Annotated in this window: 17 protein-coding genes; all 17 read right to left on the bottom strand. The window is 45.0% G+C overall.

What is annotated here, in order from left to right; translation table 11 throughout:
* Window positions 1–28: 28 nt before the first annotated feature.
* Complete coding sequence (locus ACRXC1_RS00235) at window positions 29–490, bottom strand: phage pre-tape measure protein (RefSeq protein WP_433655584.1); 462 nt, start codon at window positions 488–490, stop codon at window positions 29–31.
* An 86-nt stretch (window positions 491–576) separates the two neighbouring features.
* Window positions 577–1353: a hypothetical protein gene (locus ACRXC1_RS00230; RefSeq protein ID WP_433655582.1), complete on the bottom strand. Its 777-nt coding sequence runs from the start codon at window positions 1351–1353 to the stop codon at window positions 577–579.
* A gap of 13 nt (window positions 1354–1366) precedes the next feature.
* Entirely contained in the window at window positions 1367–1813 is a 447-nt protein-coding gene (locus ACRXC1_RS00225; RefSeq protein ID WP_433655580.1) for a hypothetical protein, read from the bottom strand.
* Complete coding sequence (locus ACRXC1_RS00220; RefSeq protein ID WP_433655578.1) at window positions 1813–2226, bottom strand: phage virion morphogenesis protein; 414 nt, start codon at window positions 2224–2226, stop codon at window positions 1813–1815. Before ACRXC1_RS00220 ends, ACRXC1_RS00225 begins: the two co-directional genes overlap by 1 nt.
* A 618-nt stretch (window positions 2227–2844) precedes the next feature.
* Window positions 2845–3168, bottom strand: coding sequence for a hypothetical protein (locus tag ACRXC1_RS00215; RefSeq protein WP_433655576.1), 324 nt, complete (start codon window positions 3166–3168; stop codon window positions 2845–2847).
* Between the two features lie 95 nt (window positions 3169–3263).
* On the bottom strand, window positions 3264–4268 hold the full coding sequence (locus ACRXC1_RS00210) for a hypothetical protein (protein WP_433655574.1): 1005 nt from the start codon (window positions 4266–4268) through the stop codon (window positions 3264–3266).
* 68 nt (window positions 4269–4336) lie between these two features.
* Window positions 4337–5371: a hypothetical protein gene (locus ACRXC1_RS00205; RefSeq protein ID WP_433655572.1), complete on the bottom strand. Its 1035-nt coding sequence runs from the start codon at window positions 5369–5371 to the stop codon at window positions 4337–4339.
* A 106-nt stretch (window positions 5372–5477) separates the two neighbouring features.
* Window positions 5478–6113, bottom strand: a complete 636-nt coding sequence (locus ACRXC1_RS00200; RefSeq protein ID WP_433655570.1) for an XkdF-like putative serine protease domain-containing protein — start codon at window positions 6111–6113, stop codon at window positions 5478–5480.
* A gap of 256 nt (window positions 6114–6369) precedes the next feature.
* Entirely contained in the window at window positions 6370–7542 is a 1173-nt protein-coding gene (locus ACRXC1_RS00195) for a hypothetical protein (RefSeq protein ID WP_433655568.1), read from the bottom strand.
* The gene (locus ACRXC1_RS00190) at window positions 7535–9121 is read right to left on the bottom strand and encodes a hypothetical protein (protein ID WP_433655566.1); all 1587 of its coding nucleotides are present in this window, start codon (window positions 9119–9121) and stop codon (window positions 7535–7537) included. The genes ACRXC1_RS00195 and ACRXC1_RS00190 overlap by 8 nt, the downstream gene beginning before the upstream one ends.
* Window positions 9122–9412: 291 nt before the next feature.
* Window positions 9413–11842 (bottom strand): DNA polymerase, encoded by a 2430-nt coding sequence (locus ACRXC1_RS00185; protein ID WP_433655565.1) that lies wholly within the window; start codon window positions 11840–11842, stop codon window positions 9413–9415.
* 9 nt (window positions 11843–11851) lie between these two features.
* On the bottom strand, window positions 11852–12685 hold the full coding sequence (locus tag ACRXC1_RS00180; RefSeq protein WP_433655563.1) for a hypothetical protein: 834 nt from the start codon (window positions 12683–12685) through the stop codon (window positions 11852–11854).
* Between the two features lie 181 nt (window positions 12686–12866).
* Complete coding sequence (locus tag ACRXC1_RS00175; RefSeq protein ID WP_433655561.1) at window positions 12867–13373, bottom strand: protein-tyrosine phosphatase family protein; 507 nt, start codon at window positions 13371–13373, stop codon at window positions 12867–12869.
* The gene (locus ACRXC1_RS00170; RefSeq protein ID WP_433655559.1) at window positions 13370–14410 is read right to left on the bottom strand and encodes a hypothetical protein; all 1041 of its coding nucleotides are present in this window, start codon (window positions 14408–14410) and stop codon (window positions 13370–13372) included. The genes ACRXC1_RS00175 and ACRXC1_RS00170 overlap by 4 nt, the downstream gene beginning before the upstream one ends.
* Before the next feature lie 62 nt (window positions 14411–14472).
* Complete coding sequence (locus ACRXC1_RS00165; RefSeq protein WP_433655557.1) at window positions 14473–15108, bottom strand: protein-tyrosine phosphatase family protein; 636 nt, start codon at window positions 15106–15108, stop codon at window positions 14473–14475.
* A complete protein-coding gene (locus tag ACRXC1_RS00160) occupies window positions 15101–15424 on the bottom strand; it encodes a hypothetical protein (RefSeq protein WP_433655555.1) in 324 nt (107 codons plus the stop codon). The genes ACRXC1_RS00165 and ACRXC1_RS00160 overlap by 8 nt, the downstream gene beginning before the upstream one ends.
* Before the next feature lie 3 nt (window positions 15425–15427).
* Window positions 15428–17527, bottom strand: a complete 2100-nt coding sequence (locus tag ACRXC1_RS00155) for a PEP/pyruvate-binding domain-containing protein (RefSeq protein WP_433655553.1) — start codon at window positions 17525–17527, stop codon at window positions 15428–15430.
* Between the last annotated feature and the right edge of the window lie 55 nt (window positions 17528–17582).

The raw sequence follows: 17582 nt of genomic DNA, 5'->3' as shown, positions 1-17582 counted from the left end.
TTAACGTGACCCTTAGTTATTAGATACGCTATGGCCTCGGCAGTTTGATGCCAGAACCCGTTAAGTGCATCATCACTTTGTGCTGCACCGCTCCGGTCACTACTGTTTTTAGTAGTATCTCTAGCTCTGCCATAAACTTTCCCAACATTTCACCGTCTGGGAATGTTAGCTTGAATATTGTTGCAAGGATTTGTGCTTGGTATTGCGTAGGCATCTTTAGTGCCTTCTCTACGGCCTCTTTCGAGTCATTGCCGCAACCGCAAGCTATTAAATATGCGACCTTACGAGGTTGGTCTTCGAGTAGTTGGGTTACCGCGTTTGCATCACCCTGTAGGGCTAAGTCAAGGTAATGTAGGTTATCCTTGAACGCGGTTAGCAGTTGGTTGTATGGAATCCCCATGACTACCAATGCTTGGTTATTGTTTAGTTTAACAGTTTCCTGCGGTAATTCCAGTGCCGCAAGGTCTACGATATTTAATTTATCGTCCATACGAGGTCTCCACATACAAAAAAAGGTTAGGGGCAAAAAGTCCCTAACCTTAAATTTAGTCTAGTTTTTAGGCTTCGTCAATCTAATTAGTCCGCGATAATCTCACGGAAGAAGGACGAAATACCCGCACCACTTCGGGTGGCGTCTGCTAGTGCGGTAGCTGACACCGACGCTTGCGCTATACCGTCATTGATAAACCCTAGACCTGTAAATGGCTGCGTTTGTAAACGGAATATTTCTAAACGCACTGGCTTGTTACTATCTTGGGTGTTTAGACCATCTAGAATAAAGTAACGTTCCGGTGCTGCCGTTGTTAGCGCTTGTAGGTCGTACTGGGTATCATAGTCATAGGTTACCTTGATAGTGTCACCATCTACGATACCGTCGTCATTACCTGTCTTAATCATTATCGCGCCGCCTTCGGCGTTAATTTCCACGTCTACACCTTCGGTTAAGGTTAACGCTGCGTCTACCGCGTCCTTGAATGACAGGTTTGATACCGATACGTGGTCTAGGTATGTCCACTTATCTAGGTACACCTTAACTTCTAGGTCTGTTTCGGTAGCCGCTGCATTGTTGGTTACTGTACCAAGTAGACCTAACGCTAGCATGTCTGGGTCAAATGACTCAAAAGTAATCGCCACTGTTACCGTAGTTTCAGTAGCTAGAACCACGTCCACCGCACGCTGCCCAGACCACGATTCTTTATGTTCCTCGGTGGTCTGCTCGATAGAAATAGTAAGCTCTGGTACGTTACCAATAGGTACCATGCCCATAGGCTTACCCGTTGCGCCGTCCCTAACGCCCATTAAGCAAATACCTTGACCCGAGTAGTAACGGGAAGTGTTATTAGGTCGTGCCATAATTTTTTACTCTCTATATAGATTGTACTGTAGCTTGCCATACTTGGTGGTAACCTATGCCTTTATCGTCAAAGGTATATGGTCGCTCTGTTCTTAGCTGCCATTTGTGCATTGACGGGGCTGTTTGACCACCTATAGCCTCGCGTAAGTCTTGCAAGAATTGAGTTATACTAACTAAATCCGCCTCTGATACGCCCTCTTGTGTTGTTGGGCAGTTCTTTTTAGAGGTTAGGTTTTTCTTAGTTCCAAGAATGTATATCCCAAACATCATTTTAGCAGACCGTCCCTCTTTGTCTAGTCCATTAGGGTCTAGCCCTAAGTACACTAAACCTACAAAAGGTGGTGCAATGTGCGCCGTAAGCTCTAGCATATCGTCTGGGTCATATACCGTTATGTTTGACGTAACAGACTGGATAAGAGCTTTTATATTGTCTTCCATGGCTACTATTGATGTTGCCATTATTTAACCCTCGATATGATAAAGTCGGTAACGAATTGTAAGTCACCATCGTTAGTGTCTAGGAAAGGTCTAGCTACCATACCGTCTAGGCCTCTGTGGTGCTTAATAGCGTAGTCCTTGTCCGTCTGTATAGCCCTTATGCCTCTCCCGCGTTTAACTGCTTGGATACTCCTAAATAGGTCGCCTGAGTCGTATAAGGTACCCCCACCCCGTCCGGTCTCCTCACGCATGATAGCTGCCTTAGATATAGGCCACCTACTACCATCCGGTGCCGTCTGGTTTAAGAACCTCTTACGAATACGACTTAAAATTATCGCTACCGCATCGTCTGCCACCTTATCCGCGTCCAACTGCTTGTTAACTTTAACTAGTAGTCGTGTTGCGCTTCTAAAGTCTGCCTCAAAATCAAGCATAGGCTATTACTCCGCTTGGAACGCGTCCTGTCTCCCTCGCCTATATGGGGCTAAAAGCTCCTTAGCCTCACATGGCAGACCGTCACATAACTCGTCCGTGTTCTCAATGTTAGGTAATAAATAGTGGTACGCCGCTGTTACTAGGGCTGCTTCTTCTAACCAACTAGGCACGTTTTGTGCTAACTGGTACCCGTTACCGTCATCGGCGGTAGCTAGCCCCTTGTTATAGGTAACCTCTATTACTTGCCCCAACGCTACCCACTCTTGCAGTTTAACTATACCGTTTGTGCTGTCATGGGTATAAGTTAATGGGTCTACCGCCACAATATCACCAGAACTCAAACCATATTTAGAGCGTGCTACGTTGCAAGCGATTGCACCATTTATAAGGTTGTTTCTAAGCTCTAGTCTAATAACATTGGAACGTGACCTAAAGTCGGCACTACGTAGGGTGAATACATCTTTTACCCCTGTTACTTGGGTAAAGTCCGTACGCAAGTAAGCGGCAACATGGATAGTCGCCGCTTGAAGTAACGCACCACACCTAGCGTCAACGGCACCCAGACTAGGGGCGTTAACTCGCTGTTTAAGTTTTGCTAGGGTGGTTAAAATCATCTTTTAGACTTCCTCTATAGTCGGCCTATCTTTAGGCTCTGCCAGTGGCTCACCTAGGCCTAAGTCTAGGGGGTTGCTAACCTCTGTTTTAGTCATGGCCTCGTAGTCCTCCGCGCGCATAAACAGGTTTTCCCCCGTCATACGGTTTTTAGCCAATAGTAGGCGTTTTGCGTGGGATGGGCTTACCCCAAAGTCCTTGCCTCGGTATAGAGTACCCATACCCATGATAAACTGGGTCTTACGGCCTACTAGTACTAAACGTACTTGGTCTTCTGCTGCTGCTAGTTGCTCTGTACCTGCGGTTTTTTTTGTTTGCTGAACTGCCATAGCTAGTCCCTCTTGTGTTGTTGGTATTTTATAAGGAAAAAGGCACCCCTACGCTTATTTCCGCTGGGGTGCCTAGTTAGCCATTAACCCTTAGCTTAGGCTAGTGGGTCAAGGATGTTGTTATAGTGAATAACTGCCTCGGTTTCTTCGATTTGAACGTCAACACGTGCAGTTAGTACTACAACAAATTCACGCGCTCGAATGTCCTTATCAATTTCTAGCGATAGGTTACGCTGGATACCGAATAGCAAGTTTTTAGGGTCACATAGGATACCCTGCGACTCTGGCATAAGTGCCACTGGCACACATAGTACACCGTTACCATATACTGGCGCGGTACCTTGTGTATGCTTCGAGTCACCTAGCTGTGTTTCACGACCTGCTAGAGTGTCTGAGTACTCGGTAACTTGGTTATGCGACAAGAAATGGCGCATAGACTGCATGTTACGTTTGTACTTCGGCTCAAGCATTTGAATACCGATTTTAAACAGTTTACGTGTAATACCTTGGTTACCGTAATCTAGTGAGTTTGCTGTTTGCGCACGCTTCAACCAACCGTCAACTAGTGCTAGGTACGCATCACCCGACGCTGTATCACCTAGTAAACAAAGTTCTTCCATATCGATAGCTGCGCGCTCTGCGATAAGGTCAAGAATAGTGTTTAGGATACCGCCATTAGGTGCACCGCCTGACACTTGAGTAGCACCACCAAAGTTAATGTTACCGCCTTCAATGTTGTCCTCTAGCAGTTCGTATGGTAAACGAATCTCTGCCATGATTTCTTTGGTGTTCAATTCGATTTTCTCGAATTGTGGTTTAGAACGGTCAGCCGCCGCTAGTGCACGGTCGTCCTGTGCCACACCGCCAGTGTACGTACCTTGGTTAGCCGCACGCATGATACGCTCACCAAAACCGATTTTATTAATGCGGCGTGATGGTGCACTCATTGCGATAGTACGACAAACACGTAGCAATGTCGGCGCTTCGATTAGCTTACGGATAAAACGGTTTGACTGTTCAATCGTAAGGCTACCTTGTCCGTTAATCTCTGCTACCGCTAGGTCGGCCTTACGTAGAATAGTTTTGCTTTGTTGTGACATAACTCTGTCTCTCAATATCTAAAAGTAAAATTAAATAACAATGCCTTAAACTGGCATTAAGTCAAAGCTTAATAAAGCTCTATACCTGCTTCGTGTAGGTCGTCGTTATCGGCTAGGCTGCGTTCGTCTAACCCTAGGTCTAGGTCGTCGTCTGCTTCTGCCTCGGCAATAACTGTACCACGTGCATTGTTTAACACCGCTTCTGCTTTGCTAACTAACGCTTGTGATTCCCCCGTAGCTTTTACTGCTTCTTCTGCTTTTTGAGCGGTAATCTGCGCCGTTTCTTCTAGCGCACCCATACGCTCTGTCAAACCGTCAACCTTAGCAACTAGCTGGGTAGCCCATGCTGGTGCCTCGTCTTCTGTTTTAGTAGTTTTTTCCGGTTCTACTTCCGCCGTTACTTCTGGTTCTTCTTTACCTTTGTCCAGCTCGTCGCCTTCTTTGGTAAGTTCATCACCTTCCGTTTTTACTACCGCTTCGTCTTCGGTCTTAGTAGCCGTTTCGACGGTAGCTGCTGGGTCTTCTGTAGTGGTTGCTTCTTCCACCGCGGGGGTAAAGTCAATGCTTGCGATAGACTTAACCACTGTAACTGGTAGTGCCATAACTAGCTCTTTGACATATTCGCCAAACGCTTGTAACTCCGCTTCTGCTTTAGTTACTAGGTCTTGGTCGTCCTCTCCATAGGCGATATTAGCAATAGTATCCACTAGGGTATAGCCAGCCTCACGCAGACTCGGAAAAAACGATGTTTTGCGAATGTTGTCTTTGAACGACGTAGAGTTAGCCCAAAATTCCATCTTACTGGTGCTCTCTTTAACACCCGAAATGATAAACGACACGTTATCATCATGTTTGTAAACTAGGCAGTTTTCATCCATCTGCGGGTTGTCCACGAAGTTGATAACGTCGCAGTTATTAGCCTCGTCTTTAACCACTGATACTACATCTAGACCGTCTACGTCTTTTAGTAGCTCTGAGATTCGCTCGCCCTCGCCCTTGTGTACGATAGCTGCAATAACTACCGAGGTAGTTTGTTGCTCCGCTTTAATAGCACGTGCACCGATTGATGCTAGGTCGAGTGATGTTTGTGCACCTTTACTCATGGTATGGTTCCCATCCTCTGATTTATATATTTTGATTGGTTGTCGATTTGCACCGCGTTTAACTAAGCTAACCCATGTGCACTCAACGTCTGATAACGCAGTAGCGCTAAGTTTCTTGGTTGTCCGGTTGGTCATCGTCGTTCACCAATGCGTCAATAAAATTAAAAGTGTGGTTATGTTGTTCCGCGTCATCGGTCACAGTACCACGTGAAATTAAGTGATAATGCCCGTCCAAAATCTCTCCATTTTCCGCTAGTGGTGCCGACGTCTCACCGCCTAAAAAATCCCCACTCTCGTTAAAGTAGACTTTAAACAAATGTATATGCCCGTCACGCTCTGCGGTCTCACCTGTCATAGTAAACGGTATTTCAACGTCGTATAGGGCTGTGCTTTTATGCACCAAACCCTCAAAGCTAAAACCGTTTATGTCCCCACTTAGGTAAAGTTCCCACATTTCGTCCGGTAGCTTTACACCTATGACCCAAGCGCCAGCAATAAAAATAGGGTCACCTTCGTTAGCTATGTAGGATTCCACTATTCGTGCGCCTGTCTTGACGTTATTATGCTCGCGGTCAACTGCTGTTAGGTCACCGTTAGCCATGAACCCGTGCGCCATTGCGGTAATTTCCCAATGGGTCATCCACTCACCATGCGAGTCTAACACGTTCGGTATATAAACCTCCCCGTATATGACCTGCAAAAGCTTGTTATCTTCCTTAATGGGTACGTTAATTACTTTCATAATTTTTTCAGCTCACCTATAACGGTTTTAAGTGTAATCATTTGGCACAGTTCTTGCAAGTTTTACCACCAAATAAACCCAAACTTTTTACTTAACCGTAGTACTTCTTGTATCGCGGTTACTTCCTCTAGTCTTTTTCGGTGTTGTGCAAGCGTTTGCAATTTTTCCAATGCCGTTAGTTCTTCGTATTTTCTAACCTCCCTTTTTAGCACCCTTAAACGTAGGCGTAGTTTAAGGTAGTATTTTAGATTGTCTCTCATAGGAAACTCTTTACCTTCTCTAATGAATCAAAACTAATTCCAAAAATATCCATTAATTCGAAGTCGTCATATTCCCCAGACCTTATGGCTTTTATTAGTTCTTCGACCTCTACCACAGACAGGTTAGGTATCATTGACCATAGGTTAGTGGCCTCTTGTATGTTAACGTCGTCTAATATCTCCTTACCTAAGTTTGCTAGCCCTAAGTTAGAAAGTGGTATACCGAACTGGTCTAGTAACAAGGTCTCTGCCGTATCCTCCCCTAAAGGTACTATCAGTGGTTCCACTTCTTTTGGTGTTATTATCGATGTTGTTTCTGAAAAATCTACCTCGATAGTCTGCCCAGCCTCGTCTATATATGTCCTACAGTATGGGTGAAACGGTGGTATAGCCCAACCCGCTGCCATAAGCTCCGAGGTGTTCATAGACTTTAATAGCGCTAGGTCACTAGCTTTGGTAGCCCATGGGGCTAGGTACTTTAGCTCGTCTGGGTCTTCCGTTGCTAATAGCTTAATACTCTGCTCGTAGGCGTACTCCACTGGAAACACTTTACCGTGCATATGTTTACAAATGTCGGACGTTCTACCGTCTAACACTGCGTTAATACCATAGAAAGTTATAGCTCGTACTTGGGCTTCTACGGTAAACCCGTACTGCGCCAACCTTGAGCTATGTAACGATGAGATAAGCTTAATATTATTCTCACCTGCTAAACCTGCCGAATCGTCCATGAACGATACGAACTCTCGTATTTTCTCGGCTTTGGTTACCTTGCCCTGCACTGCTAGCGCCTCTATAGCCTTCATAGCGCGCTCCTGTATGATAGTCTCGGTCTTCTCTATCGAGGCTTTCATAAGGTTAACATGCTTTTTTAGGTACTCGTCCTGCGTAGCATCTGCGATAAGGTCTCTAGAATCGGCTAAGCGTGTCTGCCCAAACCTAAAAGAACCCTCGGACAATAAGCGCAATCTTTTGCGGTTTTGCCAAAAAACGCCGTTTAACTTTGTACTAGTTGCTGCCTTCTCTAGGGCACCATCATAGTTATTGTTATCCAGCTCTTTAGCTATAACTGCTACAAAAGAGTTGCGCTTTTTCTGGTAGGTTTTTAATAGTGTGCTTTCTATGGCTTGTTCAACGGCTATAAACGCCTGTGGTTGAACTTTAGCCATTCTCTACCCCTTCCCAGTCTGGGAAAACTAGTGCTAAAGCGTTACCGTCTACGTTGTTGTGTAACAAGTTGTAGTAACTTAACTTGCGCACTGTCATGTAATCGTTAGCCGTAAGTCCTAGTATTTCGTCCCCTACTTCTTTAACTAGCGCCACATCCCCATCAAAACACGCTTTAGTTACTAGGGTTGATAGCTCTATCAGCTCTAGTACTGACCTCTTAGGCGCAAAGTCGCCTTTCTTGGTTGGTGCATTTACAGGGGACTGCTTGCTAGTGTTCTTAGTATTAAGCGGGTCTGGTGTGCCGCCTTGCTTTTCTAGGGCTGCATCTATGCGTTTCTGCTGCTTCTCAAAGTTTTTATTTTCTTCTTCGTCTAGCTTAGTTTCGTCATAGGTCATGTTTAGGTCTGTTTCTTGGTTTAGTAGGTCAATAAAGTGCTCTACTGTAACCCCGCCCTCACGTTTCGCCATTTCGATAGCCTTTAATCGATTCTCCACGTTTTTCAAATTAAGCGGTTTAGACTTCAAACGATAGCCAGCCGTAAAAGTCTTTTCGTCAGCAAACACGGTGCGGTTTATAATGGTGTCAAACTCTAACCGCTCTGGCTCGAATACTTGGGTTTCCGTTACCATGTACATGGTATATGCCGTGGCAAAGTTGATACCGTCTATATCACCCATGAATAGCTTAGGTAACCTAAACGTTTTACGTATTTTAGATTCGCACTTGTCATCATAGTTTTCAAACATGGAATCGTTTTTGTCACCAAATTGGTGCACTTCCATATTAACGTTACCGTCCTTCTCTACCGAACCGCCCGTAGCCTCGGCCTCTATTACAGCTCCTTCTAGCTTCTGCTTGGCTGTCCCTGAGAAAATCATTTGTAACGCGTTACGTGCTGACTCTGTTAACGTACCGCCCGTAATAGCCACTAGTACTGGTGGCACACCCCCAGAATCAAAAAACGCTAGGTTTAATTCCTCGGCCTCCACCTGACCACGTACCGCCCTATGCGACGAAATCCAACGTGGTAAGCCATATGGGGTCTTTGAGTCCCTATCTAGCGTACCATGTATTATTTCGGTAGCGACTCTATCCGGTGGTACCTTGGTTTTACCACTGTCTTCACCTTGCCCTACTGCTTCACCCTCCCAGCGACCTGTAACCTTGTCTAGCTTACGGCTGGCTCCAAACTCCGCAAAGTATACAGGCGTTTTCGATACCACTTGTGCGAATCTACGCTCGCGTACCATCATTTTTACAGTGGTCTCAACCCCTTTTCGCTCTATAGTTAGAGTCTTCTCTGTTGGCTCTGATAGCTTACATAGTCGCATGTCTTCTGGTGCTACACGTCTAACGAATGTTATCTCGCCTAATATGTTCCTAATCACCTCTAGGAAGTAGTTGCCTGTCTCCTCTAGGTCTCTACGTATTAACCTACGTAGGCTTAATAGGTCTGTGTGCGGGTATATGTACTCGGCAAAGTCCCAGTACTGTTTAACGGCTGGGTCGTCATCGTCTACCATTTCCCCGTTTTCGTCCACAAAGTAAAACCCTGTACCGTCTATGTTAACTTCCATAGTCGCAATACAGGGTGCTAATGTTGGGTTTTCTCGGCACGCTTCACGTAGTGACGCAAAGTCGTATGGTGGGGCTATCATGTTAGCCGTCGAGCTACTACCTTCTGCGCTTACATAGAACTGAGAAAACTTGTCCTCACCCTCTTTAGCATTAGATTGTAGCAACCCGTCACCAGCTTTGCGCACTACCATAAACACGTTACTGTCTACGCTAGCGCGTTTTTCGGTTTGTGACATTGGTTTGTCTCCGGTGTATCTAGGTGCTAGATAATTCTAGCCCCTAGACCCTTATTAGTAAACAAAATCTGCTAGTAGCTCATCTTTACAGGCCATGTACTTATCAAAGTTCATAAGCTCTGATAGGTTATCGTGGTGTACTTCTGAATCTACATCAAATTTAACCTGTGGGTACCACCCGAATAGCTCACCTAATGGTAAGTTGCTCATAACCTCGGCAAGTTTAGGTATCCACTCCGCTGCGTGTTCCATAGGCACATACCCTAGTAGGGCATCGTGCACCATCATGCAAAGGCGTAATGGGTTAGACCTAGACCCGAAAACGCCGTACTCCTTCTCGAATAGGGTGGCAGCTAGCTGGGTTAAGTCTGATAGCGTCGCTTGTATAGGGCTGTTTATAGCCTGACGCTCCGCTTTACTTCTAATAAAACCGTCTGAGTGGTTTATTAGTGGCAGGTGGCGTATACGCCCTAGTGGGGTTCGGATAAACCCATTTTGTCTAGCGAAGTTATGGTACTCATTGTGCCATGGTTTTAAACGGTCGAACATATTAAAAAACCCTACGTGCGCTTCCTCTGCTTCTGCTAGGGTCATGTCTACCCCATAACTGTCTCTAGCATAATGGTAAAACCCATTAGCGCTCATACCATAGGATAACCCGAAGTTAGCTGGCTTACCACGCTGTCTAATCTTTTTATAAAGTTTAGGGTCAGTATGCTCTAGCGCTGCCACCTCCTCGTATGTCATCTTACTTATACCCGCCCCACCCAGTACGTGGGGGTCTTTACCCGCTTGAAAGTTGGCAATCATAGTAGGCTCATTGGCTACTACCGCGATTACCCGCAGCTCACCCGCGCAAAAGTCTATTTCGAAAAATAGGTGTCCCTCTGGTGGCCTAAAACACCACCTTAACCTAGGTGCCCATTTGCTGTGCTTAGGTACTGTTTGTATGGCTGGGTCTTTGGCACTTAAACGTCCTGTTACTGTACCTGAGTCGTCCCCACCGTAGTCCCCTCGAAATAGCATGTAACTAGGGTGAAACATACCATCTGCTCGTAAAAACTTGCCAAAACCGTCTATATAGGTTGACATAGTTTTTTTAGCGGTATTGAAGTTGTTATAAGCCTCTACAAACGCGCCCGCATCTGGGTGGTCTTTAAACTTGTTTAGGTGTTGCTTAGTGGTTGCTGGTATCCAGTTTGCCTTATTGGGGTCTTTCATTGACTTTTCGGTAAATTCCAACGGCTTTAGGTTCAAGCCTTGCGGACTAAACATAAAGTCTTGTATCACCGCAGCACGGGTTAAAGCTAAACCTTTACTCTGGTGTTTCGCCTTTAGCCTAGCGGGCATTAAACTCTCCGCTATCTGTTGCATGTTGTTTATTTCGGCCTCTAACTCACTTCGCACTATGGCCTTACGCTCTGGGTCTATCCTTACGCCTTCGTGCTCCATCCTTGTAAAGGTCTTAGAGCTTGGGTGTAGTAAATTAATATAGAACCTAGTTAACTGTGGGTCGCGTAGTAGCTCTTTCTTTTGCTGGTTGTACACCCGTAGGCACGCGTCCGTATCCCCGCCCGCGTATGTAGAAAAGCTGTCCCTATCTTTCGCTAGCTCTAAGTCCATGCGGCTTTTGTCTGCCTTATCATTAAACTCATCATCATAGCCACCTATCGGTGTATATAACTTCGCGTGGGTGTTTAGGCTATTAGACCTATTTTCATCTATCAATGACCCAACTAAGGTGGTATCAAACGTGAAATTATCCACCCAAAGACCCCATTTACGTAGAATCCAGCGCATATCATATTTTAGATTAGCACCAATAGTTTTAACTTTTTTAGTGGTGAATAGCCAAACTAACTGCCTGTACACGTCTTCCCTACTGTTTTTTGGTAATGGTTGGTCACTGTGCCCGTCAAATGACATACCAACTGACCTACCCTCTTTATAGGTAAAGAATATAGAAACTATCCAAGCGTCTGGGTTAACCTCATCCAGCCCTACGGTCTCTAAGTCCATAGCAACTGGCACACCTTCACCTGTTTTAGCGTACTCCGACTCTACGTACTCTAACACCTCGTTAAAGTTTTCAGCCCATGAGTAATCCCCTAATGGCGGTTTGATTGAACCTGTTATAACTCGTCGGCATGCTAGATTAGTGTCTAGTAGCATGTTTATTCTTGTGGAATAGTCCCTACCCGCTGCGTAAGGGTCGAAGGTGAAAATTAAACTAATACCGTTGTAGTTAACTTCCTTGTTTCGCATTGAAGTTACCGAACGGTTTTTAGGTACGGCACCCCAGCCAGCAAATCTATCATAGGTTTTTTTACCCATACAAAGACAAGTATCACCCGACTGAATCATTGATAAATCATCATTAGGTGATACTAGTTTGTAATCGAATTGGCCTTGATAGTTTTGCAGTACTGAGCCTATGGCTTTGCTAACCTCTGCGTGGTAGGAGGTTGTAACAATGTACAGCATAATTATTCCTTACGTTTGGTATATGCCACTATTTAATAGTATTTGGCTTGGTTTAAAACATTCTAGGTCAGCTACTATAGCCCCTAATACCCGCTTAGATGACTTGTAATCCATCCCTTCGAAGTGTAGTGACGCATATAACACTTTCTTACTAGTGGCGTCCATAACCACGTCTAACCCCGCGTCATTTAATTTATTATGATAAGCGCTGCCCTTAGCTATGGTTACGTTTTCCGAAGGCTCCACCCGTACACTAAAGGTTGTATCTTGCAACCTACAGGCTAGCTTATACATCGTTCCTAGTGCCGCCACACGGTACACAGAGTTAACCGCCGTCCCTTTAACCTTTTGACCTAGCGCTACTGCTACGGATAGCTTTACTGGCTCCGCTTTTTCATGGAGTACATCTACAGTAATCACATCTTCCGAGTGTTTTACTATACCGTGCCCTAAATGTATTAGTTCTACGCTCTTGTCCTGTGCCTCTATGTTACTTTCCGCTGCTACTGGGTCTAGTTTGCTAAAGTCTAACTTTAGCCCTTCTGCCTTTTCTTCATCTGGGGCTGTTACGGCTGGTTTATACTTCTTGGGGCATGCGTTTGCTTCCCCCACATCGTCTAAGAACTTAAAGTAGCTCTCTGTGACTGCTATCACAGCACTACAATTTTGTGCGGCTAAGGTCTCGGTGCTGTATGTTAGTTCTTCATAGGTACTTAATAGCGTTATTACGTGTTTGAGGAAATATCCTACACCTTTAGTTAGGTCTAATAATGGCTGTTTACCTAGCATACCGGACATTAAAGAACCTACCACGTGTGACCTAACCCTAAATATCATCATCATGTTTTTACTTTGGTTTGGTAATGGTATTAACACGTCAAAGCAATGGGTTTGGTAGTATATTTCACATTTATTTAGTTGCCCTAGGTGCGGTACCACCGTAGCGGGTAACCCATTTTGGAAAAGCGCACCTAATGATTTTTGAGTAAGTATGTTTAGTGTGACAGCCATAGTAGTAATCCTTCTATAATTCCCCAATCCAGTTTACACGATTCCCGTACACGGGGTTAACTTTACTAATCCCGAAATGGTCGTATAGGTAGTCTATCTGCTGCGCCGATTCTACAGCCCTGTTACAATAGTTGTCCCGTAGCCAGTGTACGGCATTTACGTTACCTGTTAGTTTCTTAACTAATACTGCTAGTACTAACCCTGTCCTACCGTGCCCACCTATACAACCTACGTGCACTACTTCACCCGCTTCTAATGCTGTCACTAGAGTATCTACTAGCTTGTGCAGTTTCTTTAGATTTGGTACCCCCATGTTAGGTATAGGGAAATTAATATACTTCCCCCCGTCCTTAGTGTCATAGGTTCTATGCGCCTGTATACCTTGCCTTGGGTTTAGGTCTACGTACAGGTCTGCTTTATGACAAGGGGCAAACCCGTTACCCCCGTATAGCTCCCCTTTTACGGCAGCGTCTAGTGGTACTTTTGGGTGGGTATGATAACACTTAATCTTACTAGTCATTTTTTAGTCCTTTTAAATGTGGTGTATTTCTCTTTAGGTGCTAACTGGTAATACCCTTTTTCTTTTTTATCTTTGGATATTACGGCGTCCCCTGTCGTGTATATTCCAAACTTGGTATACCAGTGCTTCTTATAGCCTCCTAACTTGGAATACGGTGTAGCATATTTTCCGTCCGTCACTAAGTCCCAGTTAACATGCGTGTCTAACCCATCGAAGTGTTTAGCCATTACTACGAAGACTTGTTTTAAGGATAACCCGTACTCGCCCCAACCTTTAAGATTTTTTAAAAGCAGCCCGTCAAAATCACAGAAAAATAAGTCATAAGCTAAATTTATTATTTGTCCGGCATGTTGTAAGTCAAGTACAGTTACTAGCTGGGACGACTCTTTCTCGTACACGGTTCCCTTGTTGAATATTGCACAGGTATTGTGCTGTAGGCTAAAAGACTGGTCTAAAAGTGTCATTAGTGGTATACGACCTAGTACATAGTTTTCTAGTACCTTGGCAATATCACCCCACTTCTTACCCCCGTAGGCAGTATCCCATTTTAACTGGTAATACCCCGTGGTCATCATTTCACAGTATGCCCCTAGAGTGGCGTCTCCCGTATATTTCGTTAACTTGTCATATGCTCCGGTAGAGCTGTTGCTTTTTATCTGATACCCGAGGGTACTAGCTGGTGTGTCCCCTAGCTTAGAGTGGTACTCAATCTCTGAGCTTCGACAATACCTAAACTCACGGTTACATATTAAAAATAGGTAGGCGTACATGTCCGAACCAAACATAGTGGTTAGCGCGTGGTATAAATCTACCACTTCCCCTAGGTCGTCTGGTATTACTGTACCACTATACCTGCTCTTTATTAAGGCCACACAGTGGTCTAGGTAATAAAATGCAAACGCTTGCACCGTAGGTTGTCTAGCCATGCCTAACGTATCTAGGTAATGTCTTAGGCCTAACCCAGCACTACTTAACGGTACTGGGGCTAGAGACACGAGGTTAAAAGCTGGTCTAGTGTACAGCTCGGGTATATTCATGTACGCCACTCCTATTGGCTTATTGCTAAGGTATTATTAACTAACTTTAGCGCTTTGTCAAACTACGGGTTATAGCTGTCTATAAAATCTAGCTGCTGTTTAGTCTCTATCGCGTGTGGGTGTACCTTGCTACGGATATGATTACGGTAATCCACCGCTGGCCTTACCGTCTGGTGGAAAAGCTTGTCATGTAATTTGCAGATACCTGCTAAGGCTAGCCCAGTCCTGCCTATACCACCCATACATCCTACGAAAATCTCGCCTTTATTGACTAATATCTCTAGCGCTTGCGTTATACCCTTACTAAATGTTTCCATGTCTGGTACGTCAAAGTCACGGGTTGGAATGTCTATAGTACATTCTAGGTTAATCTCTGCTGCCATTTTTACACCTGCTATGTCGTCCGGCTTCGTCGCATATGGTGCTCCGTATACGTACATAACGTCCCCTGCATGGTTACACAATTCTAGATACGGATAACCTTCGCGTGGTTTCTTAGGGTAAGACCACCCCAGCATCACCACTGGTATATTTTGGCAAATATGACGCACCATAGCCGCTACATGCGTCTCCATAAACTTTTGCTGTTTAAAAGCGAAGGCCGTCTCTGCTTCTATTCGCTTATCCATCTTTGCTTTAACCGCTTGTCTATTAGCACGGTGTAAACGTCGTTTTTTAGTTGCACTTAAATTACCCATTTTTTCGCTCCTTCACCTCACGACGTAAAAATGTTACGTCTTCTTTGGTACCATGAAACGCTAGCCGCGTTTGGTTTCTTTGGGCATCCATGAGAGATACCCCCACGTAGGGACTACTGCAAATTTCAGCTACATTGGCCTCATTTTTGCTTAGGTCATGTTCTACTTGGTCGCCGTTTTCATAGTCCACGCGAATAATAGCTACCTTATCCCTACCGTTGTAGCGGTGTGATAATAAGGTTACTACTACCTCGATACCGTCTTTTGTTTCTGCTATAACTGATTCACCGTCGCGGCGTCCTAAAACTAGTGCCATATGTCACTCTCCTTTTAATGTATCGATTATCTCTCGGCGCGTGCTTACCCTACTAACCTCCGTTGGGTATAGTCCGTCGCTCAATGCCTTATCTTTAAGATAATCAAAAACACTATCCCCTAAGACTCGGCGTAACTCCTTCTCATCCACAAAACCCTTGCCCCCAGCTATTAGGTCTAGTGGTTTTTTAAGCTCGGTCACCTGTTTAAAACCCAGTGATTTTACCACTAACTTTACTAGTGGTGGTTGTTCCTCCCAACGTTTAGCAACCACATGTCTATCATCTGGTAACTTATCGGCGTTCACTAGTTGGTTTAGCCAGCCAAACGGGCTACCCTCTAGCCGCTCTTTAAATAATTCGTCCCTGTATTGGTCTGCACTGCTACCTACTAAGGCTAATAATTGGTTATCTAGTTTATTTAGTTTCTGGCCTAATTCTGACAAGTCCAGAATAAACGATTCTGGTTTGTCATTAACCTGTACCTCTTTCGTAACTAATGAGTATAAAGTACCTTCTACGTAGTCCCCATGCTGCACTAGCCCGCTACATTCTGCCATATAAGATATAAGCTCTCTAACGTAGTCCGGCTCCTGCATTGACTCGCAAGGCACAATACCCCCGTAAACTTTACCTGAGTCTGCGTCTACCGTTATTATTTGCTCGCCACCCCAAGGTGTACCAGTACCCACTACACAAGGTAGGTTTAGTGACCTCGCCACTACGGCTGCATGGCAAGTTTGCCCCCCAATCTCGGTAACTATTGCCTTAGCTACTAGCATTGCCTCTAGGTCGTTGGGGGTTGTTTCATACGCCCACAGTACAAAATCTTTACCTGCGGCCTTTAGCTTTAGCCCTTCCTCGGTACTAGTTGCTACTAAACCACTAGCTACACCACCCGTACCTAAACCAGTCGCCAGTACTTTATTCTCGTCAGTTGGGGCTAGCACTGGTTTACTTAGTAGGTCAAATGACAGTGGGTTTATCTTTTCCTGTAGGTCACAAAAATCCCATAACCCGTCTTTTACGAAATCACTAGCTATTTTTATCTCGGCTTGGGCGGTTCTTTTGGCGTTACGAGTTTGTAGTAAATAAAGCTCACCGGACTCTATAGTAAATTCTATGTCCTGCACATCGTTGTAATGTTCTTCTAGCGTCTTAGCCATTGTTAGCAATTTACAGTGTAAATCACTCGAAACTTTAGCTAGCTTACCTAGTGGCTCCGGTGTGCGTATCCCTGCCACCACGTCCTCCCCTTGGGCGTTCATTAAAAATTCGCCTAGGGTGATATTCTCCCCCGTGGTGGTATCTCTGGTGAACATCACACCCGACCCAGATAATCCATGCGCGTTACCAAAAACCATAAACTGTATATTAACTGCTGTGCCCCAGTCCTCGGGTATCCCATGGTGCTTACGGTACACCTTAGCTCGGTGGTTGTCCCAGCTATCAAATACCGCCCTTATAGAGCCTTCTAACTGCTCTTGGTAGTTTAGTTCTAGCGGTTGGTGGTTGTTTACTTTATATGCGGCATCAAAAGCTTTTATTAGCGTCATAAGCCCGTCTTCTGATAGCTCACAGTCTAAGTTTACGCCGCTATGCTCTTTAACCTGCTTTATAGCTGCCGCAAAAAACGCATCTTCGATACCTAATACAGTGGAACCGTACATTTGCTGTAGTCTTCGGTAGCTATCTAGGCATGTCTTAGCACCCAGCACTGGGAATAGCTCTGTAAAACGTCCTGTGTGGTGCCCTACGTTTAGTATGGTGTCCATCATACCAGCCATTGACACTTGAGCACCCGACCTAACTGAAACCAGCGGTAAGTACTCTTTAGTGTTTAGGGCTTTTAGTTGCTTCATTGCTTGGTTAGCAAGGCGTTTTACGAAACTTTCTTTTTCTTCTTGGTTGGATATTGAGCGGTACTTTATACAGGCTTCTGTGGTTATAGTTAGACCTGCTGGCACAGGCAACCCTAGGTTACACATTTCTGCTAGGTTGGCACCCTTACCACCTAGTAACTCTCGCATATCTGCCGAGCCTTCCGCGTCGCCTTGTTTGAATGTGTAAATATACTTTGAGCCTGTCTTTACTTGTACGCCCATTGGTGCACTCCCTATGCTACGAGGTGTATTAATTTATAGAGCCTGACGGTGCGTT

Source organism: Halobacteriovorax sp. GFR8, from assembly GCF_050955245.1.
In the GTDB taxonomy this organism is placed as follows: domain Bacteria; phylum Bdellovibrionota; class Bacteriovoracia; order Bacteriovoracales; family Bacteriovoracaceae; genus Halobacteriovorax_A.
This window is presented reverse-complemented; position numbering and strand designations above follow the sequence as displayed.